Genomic DNA, 12,060 nt, shown 5'->3' with positions numbered 1-12,060 from the left:
CTCCCTTCCTGTGAATCTAAGAAATCTCTCACGCGAACCTCTGCGGCTCAGCCACAGACAAACCCGTTTCCTTAGCAAGCCAGGAAACTATTGCCCAGTCTAAGTGCCCGCCAGATGTCCACAACAATGAGATGGCAGCAAAGAGCAGACAACCCAATAAAACGGTTGCCCACCACACGCTTCAGGTATTTTTAATTACCTCATGCATTAGCATAGTACCAGCGATTGGATAAGGTTTATTTTGGAAGATCTGTATATATTCATAACTTTAAGTTATCGGTTTAAATATATCTAACTATATATAACGTCATGGCCGGGGCGAGGGTGGGCCATACTCCCCTTTTGTGATAGAGCAATGGGCCTAGAGTCTCGCTTCAACCTGGTTTGGCCCCAGTTTGGGCAGGGCAGAGGGCAGGGCAGAAGAGTGGCGATCCGGGGCAGGGGACGACGGCGTTGGGGACACGCGGCCCCTCTCTCAGCCAGCTAAGGAAAACCGGAGGATCGCCAACGGGTTCCTCAACCCCTGGGAGGATAACCACTTTGGCGAATGTTAAGGACTGTGTTGATTTCCTCAGATTACCCCAGAGGGCGTCAGGCATTCCCGTATGATCGTTCCCAAAGTTTGTAAATTTTCCTAAGATTCTGGAGATTCAAACGTGTCTCTTCCGTTACTAAACTATTCTCCGTCCAGCCAAAACCAGCGGGTTGCCAACATCGACGTGGGCGGCGACCGTCAGCCCCGGATTTTCTCCACCGACGATGTCTACAGCGGCACCGGAATGGATGCCCTGATTGAGGCGGCCTATCGGCAGATGTTCTTCCACGCCTTCAAGTGTGATCGTCAGATCTTCCTGGAGTCTCAACTGCGGAACGGACAAATCACCGTGCGCGACTTCATCCGGGGGTTGGCGCTGTCTCCCACCTTCTACAACAGCTTCTTTGCCAAAAACAGCAACTACAAGTTTGTTGAGCACTGCGTCCAAAAAATCCTGGGCCGCGAAGTGTACAACGAGCGCGAAAAGATTGCTTGGTCTATTGTGGTCGCCAACAAGGGTATTCAGGGCCTCGTGGATGCGTTGCTCGATAGCGAAGAGTATCTGACCAACTTCGGCTACAACACCGTGCCTTACCAGCGCCGTCGGGTGCTTCCTGGTAAGGGTGAAGGCGATCTGCCCATCCACATCAGCAACCCCCGCTACGACGCCTACCACCGCAACCAACTGGGCTTCCCCCAAATCATTTGGCAGTCCCAGGTCAAGCGGTTTGTACCCCAAGACAAGCAGGCCACCGCTGGCAACCCCAGCCTCTTCCTGTCCATGGCCCGCAACATCGGCGCAACGGGCGCGGCTCCGGCTCGTGTTTCCGTGGGCGACATCAACATCGCCACCGCTGTACCCTACCGCAAGCTGTCTGACTAGACACTAACGGCCATCGGTTCTACAAAGAGAGTCGTCTACGGGCGGCTCTCTTTTTGTTTGGGCATGGGGAGTCGGGAGTCGGGAGTGGGAGGCTAAAAAAATCCCCCGGAAATTCCGAGGGATTGGGCTTTGGTGTATCTACCATTCACCTGATGACCTAGACGACCGACAATTCAAAAGGTTGCCTAGGTCAGAGAAGAGGTCTACGTTGGGCTTCGGACGGCCAGTAAGATACCTAGCCCAAGGCTTTCGTGGGATAGGGTTAATTCCCCTCCCCCCCACCCTGGAGGAATGCTGCCTGTTCCCGAAGGGACATCGCCCAGTTGATATCGCCGTCCGCTTCCAGCAAATCGGCGGCTGTCTCGAAGTCTGTGATCATAGATTGGCGGGCGGCGGCGGGAATGTCCTCTGGGCCTTCCATGGTCTCGCCTTGATCCATGTAAACCTGGCTTAGGGTGGCTTGGGCGCGGCCTAGATAGCTGATGGCCTGGTTCGGGTCGAGGGCAATGGCGGCGGTATAGGCGGCAATGGCGTCGCTGTAGCGTCCTTCATTGGTGAGGGAGTCGGCCTTGGCTAGGGCCATCTCAAACTCGGTGGCGAGCCGTACCGTGAGGCTAAAATCGCCGCCGTTGCCCGAATAGGAACGAGCCACAACCCGATAGGTGCCGCTGGCGGGAAGCTCGGCCACAATGCGGGAGTTGAGGCTACCACCAAAGTCATCGTTGAAGGCAATTTCTTCGCCAGCCGCATTTTGCAGCGTGAGCACCGGATCAAAGTCTTCGCTTTCTAGGGTGATAGTGACAACCTGCCCTGCTTGGCCTTCAAAGGTATGTACCGATTCTGCCGGAACAATGGTGCCCCCAGTTTCGATGATGGCTGGCTGGGCCTGGGCTGGCAACGAGGCCACTCCTATACCCAGACCTGCGGTTAAGGCCATGAGGGTGATAAATGAGCCAAGGGGTCGCAGCGAAGCCATGGTGCCTCCAGGGGGGTAAATCTTGCCCCTGAACCTTAGCACAGGCCATTAGGGGCCATCGCCCCATTGGGACAAAGTGTAAGGTGTCTGTGGGTATGTTAAAAATAACGCACTGTCCGCTAGTCGATTATCCGCCGCCGCCCTTAGTTCATGAATGCTGCACCCCCTAGCCTAGCCCTGGTTTTCAGTCTCATGGTGGCAACTCCGGCCCTAGCGCTGCCCCCGCCGGAGGACACCCCAGAGGAAATTCTTCGCACGGAAATTATCACCGAAGCTCGGTCTCCCCTCACCGGGGAACCCCTATCGGCGGCGGCCTATGCGATCTTAATGGAGCAGTTGCAGGATCCCAATCGCAATGCCCAGGTTAATGAGGAAGTTGCTCAACTGATTGGGCTGTTGCAGTTTCGGCGGGTGGTGAAGCCGATCCTGCCGTTTATTCGCTAGGGGCAGGAAAATCACGAGGATGCCGCCCCCGGAGTCGGTATCAAAAAAATCCCGCAGGAAATCGCTAAGTTTTGTTAATCTATTCCGCAGATAGTAAACTTACGCCAATCTGAGGGCTGAAACGCCCCCTGAAGACGGTCGTCGGGGTTCAAGGCTGATCCCAGAACGTCGGGTTGCGGGGTAAACTCCTAACAGCGCACGGTACTGACAGCACGGGCACAAGGTTAGGGCATCGGGCACCTCAGGCTGCGTCATCATCACCTGTGGACTTTAAAACATGGCTGTAACCGTTGATCCTGGGCAAATTGACCGCATCGTCTGGAACCAGCACCACGACCCCTTCGAGGTACTAGGCCCCCACATGGTGCAGCAGGACGGCCAAACCGTCTGGGCTGTGCGAGCCTACCTGCCCCAGGCCGAGAAGGCTTGGGTGGTGCTGCCGGAGGAGCACAAGGAAGTGCCCATGGAGAGCTTCCACAATCCCCACTTCTTTGAGTGCGTTTTGGAAGTGCAGGATTTGGCCAACTACCAGCTCAAATACATCATTGATGGCCATGTCCACGTCATCTATGACCCCTACGCCTTCAAAACCCGCTCCATCACCGACTTTGACATTCACCTGTTCGGTGAGGGCAACCACCACCGCATCTACGAAAAACTCGGTGCCCACTATACTGAGGTCGAGGGCGTTACCGGGGTGTACTTTGCCGTGTGGGCACCCAACGCCCGCAATGTCTCGGTCTTAGGGGATTTCAACTATTGGGATGGCCGCAAACACCAGATGCGCCGCCTGTCGAACGGCATCTGGGATTTGTTCATCCCAGGTTTGGATGTGGGCACCCACTATAAATACGAAATCAAAAACTACGATGGCCACATCTACGAGAAGTCTGACCCCTACGGCTTCCAGCAGGAAACTCGGCCCAAAACCGCCTCCATCGTCACCGACCTCGACAGCTATGCTTGGCAGGATGACGCGTGGATGGAGAAGCGGCGTCAGACCGATCCGCTAACTCAGCCTGTTTCCATTTACGAAGTTCACCTCGGTTCTTGGCTGCACGAGTCCTCCGCGACTCCGGCCCTGTTGCCCGATGGCACCCCCGAACCCGTTGTCACCGTGGCAGAACTGAAGCCCGGTGCACGGTTTTTGACCTACCGAGAACTGGCGGCGCGGCTGATTCCCTACGTGAAGGAGCTGGGCTTTACCCACATCGAGCTACTGCCCGTCGCCGAGCACCCCTTCGATGGCTCCTGGGGCTACCAGGTGACGGGCTACTACGCGGTGACGTCTCGCTACGGCACTCCAGAAGACTTCATGTATTTTGTGGATCAGTGCCACGCTAACGGCATTGGGGTGATTGTGGACTGGGTTCCTGGCCATTTCCCCAAGGACGGCCACGGGCTGGCCTTCTTCGACGGCACCCACCTCTACGAACACGCCGACCCCCGCAAGGGCGAACACAAGGAATGGGGCACCCTAGTGTTCAACTATGGCCGCAACGAGGTACGCAACTTCCTGGTGGCCAACGCCATCTTTTGGTTCGAGAAGTACCACATCGACGGAATTCGGGTGGATGCGGTGGCCTCCATGCTCTACCTCAACTACTTCCGTAAGGATGGCGAGTGGGTGGCCAACGAGTACGGCGGCCATGAGCACATCGAAGCGGCGGACTTTTTGCGTCAGGTGAACCATCTGCTGTTTACCTACTTCCCCGGCGTGTTGTCCATTGCTGAAGAATCCACCGCTTGGCCGATGGTGTCTTGGCCCACCTACGTCGGTGGTCTGGGCTTCAACCTGAAGTGGAACATGGGCTGGATGCACGACATGTTGGACTACTTCAACATGGATCCGTGGTTCCGGCAGTTCCACCAAAACAACGTCACCTTCAGCATTTGGTACGCCTTCACCGAAAACTTTATGCTGGCCCTGTCCCACGATGAGGTCGTCCACGGCAAGAGCAATATGCTCGGCAAAATGCCCGGTGACGAATGGCAGAAGTTCGCCAACCTGCGCTGCCTCTACACCTACATGTTCACCCATCCCGGCAAAAAGACGCTCTTTATGAGCATGGAATTTGGCCAGTGGAGCGAGTGGAACGTGTGGGGCGATCTGGAGTGGCACCTGCTGCAATACGAGCCGCACCAAAACCTGAAGCAGTTCATGGCCAAGCTGAACGAGTTCTACCGCAGCGAACCCGCCCTGTTTACCCAAGACTTCGACCAGGCTGGGTTTGAGTGGATTGATTGCAGCGACAACCGCCACAGCGTGGTGTCCTTCCTGCGGCGCGACAAGGGCACGGGCGACTTTGTGGTGGTGGTGTGCAACTTCACCCCCCAACCCCACAGCCACTACCGCATCGGCGTTCCCGAAAAGGGCTACTACAAAGAACTCTTCAACAGCGACGCCCGCGACTTTGGCGGCAGCAACATGGGCAACCTCGGCGGCAAATGGTCGGACGACTGGGCCTTCCACAACCGCCCCTTCTCCCTCGATCTCACCCTGCCCCCGCTGGGCGTGATTGTGCTGAAGCTAGACAAAGAAGAAACCCAAAAAGCCCTGGCCGGAACCCAAGAGTAGCCTAAGGCCACGGTGTAGCGGATACGTCCCTGGGGTTGTCTCAAATCCCAGGGATTTTTTGTCGTTATGATGGCGGTAGATTGCGTTGGGGATGCGCCCACTATGTTCGCTTTGGTTTCGCCCGAAAGCATTAAGTTGCCAGCGGGGGCGGTGGTGCGGTTGCCAGCCACTTGGCCGGAGTATCAACGCCTGTGCGATCAGCGGGGCGATGGCACCCTGCCACGCCTCAAATACCGTCCTGGAGAAGTGCTGCTGATGTCTCCCTTGCCTGTGCACGGGCGCGATGCCAACCTGATCGCCGATATCGTAAAAGCCCTGCTCGACCATCGGAACCAAGACTACGATGCCTTTACTCCGGTGACGATGACACTGCCAGAAATCAGCGGTCTAGAGCCGGACTACTGCTTTTACATCGAGAATTGGCAGGCCATATCGGGCAAAACCAGAATTGATTGGCAGCAGGATCCACCCCCGGATTTAGTCATTGAAGTGGACGTGACCAGCTTTTCGGACGTGCAGGATTATGTGCCCTTTCGGGTGCCGGAAGTCTGGCTCTACAGGCATCAGCAACTTATGATGTATCAGTTTCAGGACGCGGGCTATCACCTCATTACCCAAAGCCAGTTCTTTCCAGGGGTGGACTTGTCTGCGATCATCACCCGCTGTGTTCAGATCGCCTACGACCGCAACTCCAGTGCCGCCATTCGTGACCTCAAGCAGGGGTTGGTGGGGCAGCCCTAGCGAACGGTCAGCGGCCTATCTATCAGGGGTTAGCCCCAAAGCTTTTGAAAACGAGTCGTTGCCTATCGTTAACCCTGGTTGACTATGCAATCCTGCCAGCATGGACAGTATCAGCGGGTGTAGGTTATCTTGCAAAAATCCGGCCCTATTGCCCCTTGCGGTCGGATGAATTACAACCCAGCCCCCAGCGGCCCTAGGAGGATCGATGCCCCGACGCTCCCTAGTCTCCCGACCGAAAGGCTTTCTGATCTTAGCTGGCCTCAGTCTCACGCTGGCTTGGGGAATTGTTCCCCAAGGCGGAGGGTGGGCGGATCAGGACAGAACAACTCTAGTCCTACGAGCTACCGACGGGCAAACTGGGCTGGTGCGGGCTGAAGACTTCGTGATCCCTATCGTGGCCACTCAGGATCGGCAGATTCAGGTTTTCCCTGGCTTAGTGCAGGCTCCCGCTACCCCAGACACCGATCCGGAGTTCGGCGAACCTGAATTTGGCGAGCCGATACCGTGGGATGATCCGATGGCATGGCTGACGCTTCTTTTGCTTTTGCTGAGTCTTCTACTGCCGATCATCCTCGCCTTGCTGCCGATTATTCTCTTTGGGCTGCTTGGGGGAATCATCTTCTGGTTGTTACAACACTGGTCGTATAAGCATCGTCCCACGTGCGATATCTGTGGCGTGCTCACCACGTTGTACAACCGCAAGGCGGCTAAACCTTATCTGAATCCGGCCCAGCAGATCGAAGCGGATTTAGACTCAGTCTTTTACAGCGTGGCGATTTGCCCCCAATGTACGCGCCGCAAGGTGTTTCGCTTTGCCGCTCCCAGTCGCCTAGTCACCCAGTGCCCCCGCTGCCACTACAAGACCATGGCCATTACCCACCAAAAGACCCTCACTAAACCGACCCCTAGCCGTCCGGGGGAGGCCATTATCCATCGCACCTGCCGCTACTGTGGCTATACGGCCACCGGAACAGAAGTCTTGAGCGCCAACAAAAAGAGCCGTAGCCAAGGGCTGTATGCCTTCTCAGACGACGATTGGGGTCTGGGCAGCCTGCGGGATGGCTATCGCGATCCCCGCGACGTGGAACCCAGTCCGTCTGACTCCTGCGAGGGTGGGGATGATAGCGCCTTCGATGGCGATACGTCCTGCGATGCGGGCGACGATCCTAGCCGCGAGGACTAGAAATTCTTTAACCTGGGAATGCTAAGAGTAACGATAGCGAGGCCCTGGGTTGTGAACGGAAAAGCATTGGGTGCAGCGATCCTGACGGTGGTGGCGCTGGTCGTTGGGGGGTATCGCGTGGGCGACCGATCCCTAGCCTTTCGCAGCATCAGACCCGGAGAAACCCTCCCCGGCACCGCCTATCGCTATGTATTCCAACTGAAAGAGGTGATGCACGCCGACGGCACCCTCGAAAAAAGCTCAGCGGTATTCCTCACCGATGACCAAGGGGGAGCCTACCAACTCCCAGGCAACTTTGTGTTTCGGGAAAGCCCCGGCGAATTTATTTGCGATCAATGCGTGGCTTTGCTGCAAGAGGGAGAAGACACCTACATGGTGACGCGATCTCCATCGGCAGGGAGCCCCGGCACCTACGAGCACCGAGTGGTTAATCTCAGAGAACCCAGCCCCACCACGGATACCATCTACCCCAGTTGCGGTCAGGTCTATCGGCAAGGGGCAGGTTTGGTGTTTCCTCACCTGGCCCCCTCCTGTCCTGGCTTTTGGGCGATGGTGACACCCCAGCCATGGGAGTACAGCCACGTTCCCCTAAGCAGCCCCTAGTGCCTTGCCCCCATTGAGTTGCCACCCTTACCGTTAGAGAAGATTGAGCCTCTGATGGGGGTGGGGTAGTTGTGATCGGTGCCACTCGGTCGCTGCACCAAGACTCCCCATTGCTTTGGCGCGGGGCTGGTCAAAATTCGTGGGGGTCGTTGGGTTCTGGTAAAGAAGGCCCAACGAGTGCCACACTAAAAGTAGCCTTCAGGCAGGCGCATACCCATCACTGTCTTCACAATTTGCCTATGACCAGCGCCACGCTACCCTCAACGCCCATCCCGCCCCTTCAGGATGGACTGCCCATCCTTTCTGGCTGGGACGCCGCCATAGATGCCGCCTTGGCCTCGGATGCGCCCGTTTTTCTACCCCACACCAACCTTGCGCTGGATGACGTGTCTGCCGGGTTTGCCATTGCCCTGCACATGCACCAGCCCACGATTCCGGCGGGGGCCAAGGGAGAACTAATCAACCATCTGCAATACATGTTCGAGCACCCCTACGAGGGGGATAACCACAACGCAGGCCCCTTTGCCTACTGCTATGCCCGTCTAGGAGATTTCATTCCTGAACTGGTGAACCAAGGCTGTAACCCCAGGGTGATGCTGGACTATTCCGGCACGCTGCTGTGGGGCTTTCAGCACATGGGGCGGCAAGATATTTTGGAAAAACTGCGCCGTCTGGCCTGCAACCCAACCTATCAACCCTACGTGGAATGGTTAGGCACCTGCTGGGGCCATGCAGTGGTGCCCTCCACGCCGATCCCCGATCTAAAGCTGCATATTCGGGCTTGGCAACACCATTTTGCGGCGATTTTTGGCCTAGAAGCGCTCAGCCGAGTGCGGGGCTTTTCGCCGCCGGAGATGCACTTGCCCAACCATCCCGATGTGCTCTACGCCTTTGTGAAAACCCTGAAGGACTGCGGCTATCGCTGGCTGCTGGTGCAGGAACACACCGTGGAAACCCCCGAAGGCCAAGGCATCAGCCAGCCCCACCTGCCCCATCGCCTGGTCTCCCGCAATGCCCAGGGGGAAACGGCGGACATTACGGTCTTAATCAAAACCCAGGGCTCCGACACCAAGCTGGTAGCCCAAATGCAGCCCTATTGGGAAGCCAAAACGCTCCAGCCTCAGACCCTGGGTGCGGCCACTGTGCCGCCCTTGGTGACGCAAATTAGCGACGGCGAAAACGGCGGCGTGATGATGAACGAATTTCCTAGCGCCTTTATGCGGTCTTGGCACGAAATGCGGGAACAGGGCGGCGGGCGGTGCGGTGTTGTGGCTTTTAACGGGACAGAATACCTAGAACTGCTGGCGGCGGCAGGGGTAGATTCCAGCCAGTTCCCCGTCTGTCAGGCCGTGGGGCAACATCGGCTCTGGCAGAAAATGGGCGACCAAGTTGGCCCTGAAGCCATGGCCGCAGCGATTCAGGAACTCCGTACCGAAGATAACCGCTTTTCCATGGAGGGCGGATCTTGGACGAACGACCGCAGTTGGGTGCAGGGCTACGCAAACATCATGGGGCCGATGGAACGCCTCAGCACCGAGTTTCACCGCACCATGGCCCGCCAGTCGTCTATCCCCGACGGCAGCGAACCCCTAGAGCGTCAGTATCGCTACCGCAACGCTCTGCTGCACCATCTACTGCTGCAAACGAGCTGCTTTCGCTACTGGGGCCAAGGAGCCTGGACGGACTACGCCCAGGAAATCTACCAGCGTGGACAGGCTATCCTCACCCACGACTTCCCAGCCTCCATAGAACGATAGGCGCAAGCAGTATCATCCTTAACAGTTTCAGTCTTCCGTAAAAATACGGTAAACAGAGACCTAGGGAAGCCTGGAGATAGTTTACAATAGTAGACACCCAAGCTTGTTTCTTGGAATTTGCCTCAGTCAACGGCGGCGTTTGCCAGCCCAGAAGGTTCGTCTCACCGGGAGGTCGCTACAGCGTTATGGACGCAGCGGGGCCTCCAGGGGACGGTTTCCATGGCGCAACATTGCTAGGGAGGTGGGGCTAAATCCAGGTTACTGTTGGTGGTCACGGTTTCCCTGCCGTTCTATGACTGGGTTTCCGGCTGTGCTCCCTGTCAATTTTTTGCACTTCCACCCGTCTGTCATCCTATGCTGCTATCCACCCATTCCGACAACCCGCGCCCTTTTCTAACCTGGCAGCGCATTACTGACTGGGCCCAGGATCACTATCGATCCCGATCCTTCAACAAAGATGAGCGCATCCCAACCCGTGCAGGGCTCCTGTACCTAGTAGAGCGAGGGGCGGTGCGCTTGGTGGGTACTAGCCAGTTGTTGAGCGATGCCGGGGCTGACCTTGAGGCCGATGGTGACGATGAAAGGGGCGGCGGGGGCCTGAGCCTCGCTGGAAACGAAGAAGCGTTTCTGGGGTTTGTGGGGGCCGGACAGCCCTTTGAAATTGTGGCCCAGTCGCCCTTTAGCCTCCAGAGCTTTGCCCATGCCGATAACACCACCGTCATCTGGCTCTACTGGAGCGACCTCGACAACTGGCCCCACTTCCGCCGCGAAGTGCTCGATGCCTTCCGGTATCAACACCAGCGCAAACTGCTGTGGCTCAGCACCCTGGGACAGCGGCGCACCATTGATCGGCTGCTGGGCTTTATTACCCTGCTGATTGAAGAATTTGGCGAACCCTGCGAATCGGGCTACTACCTACCCTGGACGCTCACCCATGCCCAAATCGGCAGCGCCATCGGCTCCACCCGCGTCACCGTTACCCGGCTCATGGGCAAGCTGCGCCAGCACAACCTGATTCACATTTACAAAGACGGCCTGATTGCCATCCCAGCCAGCCAAATGAGCTTCCGCCAAGAAGCCTAGAGCTGCAACGAGAAAGCCCTATCCCCATGGGTAGCCCTCTCTCGCTGAAGGAAGGCATGGAGCGGGTTAGGCGGAGGGCGGAGGGCTAGCTGCGCTGCCGTTAGCGTAGAGTTCGCCCAGAGCTGGGGATTTGCTGCCATTTTTATCGGCGTTAATGGCCTTGAAGTTGAGGGGCAGATTGGTGAACTGGGGCAGAATTTCCTCGGTAAAGGCGGCGGCGGCTTTGGAACGGTAGCGGTTGGGGTTAAAAATCACCGACAGGGTACGGTTTACCACCACTGAGTCAATTTTGGCCCGATGCAGAACCCCCATCTGCAACTCTTTTTCGATGGCGGAGTTGGACACAAAGGCCACTCCTAGACCCGACTGCACCGCCGTTTTAATCGCCTCAATAGAATTCAGCTCCATCTCAATTTTGAGACGACGGGTCTCGATGCCGCAGCGGGTGAGCACCTGGTCAATCACCTTGCGGATGGTGGACTGAGAATCTAGCGCAATAAAGTGCAGCTTATAGAGATCCTCCCGCTGGATCACCTCTTGGCTGGCCAGGGGATGGTGCATGGGCAGAATCAGGGCCAGTTCATCCTCGGCGTAGGGCACCCGTTCTAGGGAGTCCTGGAGCTCAGGGGGAACTTCGCCGCCAATAATCGCCAGATCAATTTGCCCATTGGCCACACTCCAAGAGGTGCGGCGGGTGGAATGGACATGGAGCTGTACCGCCACATCGGCATATTTTTGGCGAAACATGCCGATCATCCGGGGCAGCAGGTAGGTGCCTGTAGTTTGGCTGGCCCCGATGATTAGGGTGCCTCCTTGTAGGTTTTGTAAATCTTCAATCGCCCGACAAGTTTCTTGGCATAGGCTAAGAATACGATCACCATAGCTGAGCAGCAAATGTCCGGCCTCGGTGAGCTGAGCCCGCCGACCACCTCGGTCAAACAGGGGCACATCCAACTGGCGCTCTAGGTTCTGCACCTGAAGACTTACCGCTGGCTGGGACACGTAGAGGCTATCTGCCGCTCGCTTAAAACTGCCCTCCGCCGCAATGGCTTTGAGGATACGCAGTTGGTCGAGGGTGAAAGGAAGGTCAGACATGGGCATTAACCCTAACGTCAGGAGTGCTGAAACGCCAACAAGCAACAGAACCGATGGGGCAGCGGCTAAGCCATGCTTCACCCCTGATCAACGATGGCCACGGGGGATGACTTAGGCGATCAGGCCGCCATCCCTAGATTACTTGTTTCGGGACACTCCCAGAAAGAAAATGGCAGGATACC

At 57.0% G+C, this 12,060-nt stretch carries 10 protein-coding genes; 8 read left to right on the top strand and 2 right to left on the bottom strand.

What is annotated here, in order from left to right:
* Positions 1–656 precede the first annotated feature (656 nt).
* Entirely contained in the window at positions 657–1,418 is a 762-nt protein-coding gene (locus GFS31_RS05780) for a phycobilisome rod-core linker polypeptide (protein ID WP_198807278.1), read from the top strand.
* A gap of 262 nt (positions 1,419–1,680) precedes the next feature.
* Here GFS31_RS05780 and GFS31_RS05775 read toward each other — a convergent pair whose 3' ends face one another.
* Positions 1,681–2,394, bottom strand: coding sequence for a PPC domain-containing protein (locus GFS31_RS05775; protein ID WP_198807277.1), 714 nt, complete (start codon positions 2,392–2,394; stop codon positions 1,681–1,683).
* Positions 2,395–2,544: 150 nt separating this feature from the next.
* On the opposite strand from GFS31_RS05775, the gene GFS31_RS05770 reads away from it, so the two are divergent.
* The 7 genes from GFS31_RS05770 (at position 2,545) to GFS31_RS05740 (ending at position 10,783) form a co-directional block, all read left to right on the top strand.
* Positions 2,545–2,838 (top strand): hypothetical protein, encoded by a 294-nt coding sequence (locus GFS31_RS05770; protein WP_198807276.1) that lies wholly within the window; start codon positions 2,545–2,547, stop codon positions 2,836–2,838.
* Positions 2,839–3,115: 277 nt separating this feature from the next.
* The gene (glgB, locus tag GFS31_RS05765; RefSeq protein WP_198807275.1) at positions 3,116–5,416 is read left to right on the top strand and encodes a 1,4-alpha-glucan branching enzyme; all 2,301 of its coding nucleotides are present in this window, start codon (positions 3,116–3,118) and stop codon (positions 5,414–5,416) included.
* A 102-nt stretch (positions 5,417–5,518) separates the two neighbouring features.
* Positions 5,519–6,157 (top strand): Uma2 family endonuclease, encoded by a 639-nt coding sequence (locus GFS31_RS05760; RefSeq protein ID WP_198807274.1) that lies wholly within the window; start codon positions 5,519–5,521, stop codon positions 6,155–6,157.
* A 394-nt stretch (positions 6,158–6,551) separates the two neighbouring features.
* Positions 6,552–7,340, top strand: coding sequence for a hypothetical protein (locus GFS31_RS05755; protein WP_198807273.1), 789 nt, complete (start codon positions 6,552–6,554; stop codon positions 7,338–7,340).
* 66 nt (positions 7,341–7,406) lie between these two features.
* Positions 7,407–7,943, top strand: coding sequence for a hypothetical protein (locus GFS31_RS05750; protein ID WP_198807272.1), 537 nt, complete (start codon positions 7,407–7,409; stop codon positions 7,941–7,943).
* 239 nt (positions 7,944–8,182) lie between these two features.
* Positions 8,183–9,700: a glycosyl hydrolase family 57 gene (locus GFS31_RS05745; RefSeq protein ID WP_198807271.1), complete on the top strand. Its 1,518-nt coding sequence runs from the start codon at positions 8,183–8,185 to the stop codon at positions 9,698–9,700.
* Positions 9,701–10,054: 354 nt separating this feature from the next.
* Positions 10,055–10,783 (top strand): Crp/Fnr family transcriptional regulator, encoded by a 729-nt coding sequence (locus GFS31_RS05740; RefSeq protein WP_198807270.1) that lies wholly within the window; start codon positions 10,055–10,057, stop codon positions 10,781–10,783.
* 66 nt (positions 10,784–10,849) lie between these two features.
* Here GFS31_RS05740 and GFS31_RS05735 read toward each other — a convergent pair whose 3' ends face one another.
* The gene (locus GFS31_RS05735) at positions 10,850–11,878 is read right to left on the bottom strand and encodes a LysR family transcriptional regulator (RefSeq protein WP_225907579.1); all 1,029 of its coding nucleotides are present in this window, start codon (positions 11,876–11,878) and stop codon (positions 10,850–10,852) included.
* Between the last annotated feature and the right edge of the window lie 182 nt (positions 11,879–12,060).

It is taken from the genome of Leptolyngbya sp. BL0902 (assembly GCF_016403105.1).
Classification (GTDB): domain Bacteria; phylum Cyanobacteriota; class Cyanobacteriia; order Phormidesmidales; family Phormidesmidaceae; genus Nodosilinea.
This window is presented reverse-complemented; position numbering and strand designations above follow the sequence as displayed.

Excerpts from the sequence above, each read along its gene's own strand:
- GFS31_RS05745 (WP_198807271.1), top strand. The coding sequence starts at position 8,183 with ATGACCAGCGCCACGCTACCCTCAACGCCCATCCCGCCCCTTCAGGAT.
- GFS31_RS05770 (WP_198807276.1), top strand. The coding sequence starts at position 2,545 with ATGAATGCTGCACCCCCTAGCCTAGCCCTGGTTTTCAGTCTCATGGTG.
- GFS31_RS05740 (WP_198807270.1), top strand. The coding sequence starts at position 10,055 with ATGCTGCTATCCACCCATTCCGACAACCCGCGCCCTTTTCTAACCTGG.
- glgB (WP_198807275.1), top strand. The coding sequence starts at position 3,116 with ATGGCTGTAACCGTTGATCCTGGGCAAATTGACCGCATCGTCTGGAAC.
- GFS31_RS05775 (WP_198807277.1), bottom strand. The coding sequence starts at position 2,394 with ATGGCTTCGCTGCGACCCCTTGGCTCATTTATCACCCTCATGGCCTTA.
- GFS31_RS05760 (WP_198807274.1), top strand. The coding sequence starts at position 5,519 with ATGTTCGCTTTGGTTTCGCCCGAAAGCATTAAGTTGCCAGCGGGGGCG.
- GFS31_RS05735 (WP_225907579.1), bottom strand. The coding sequence starts at position 11,878 with ATGTCTGACCTTCCTTTCACCCTCGACCAACTGCGTATCCTCAAAGCC.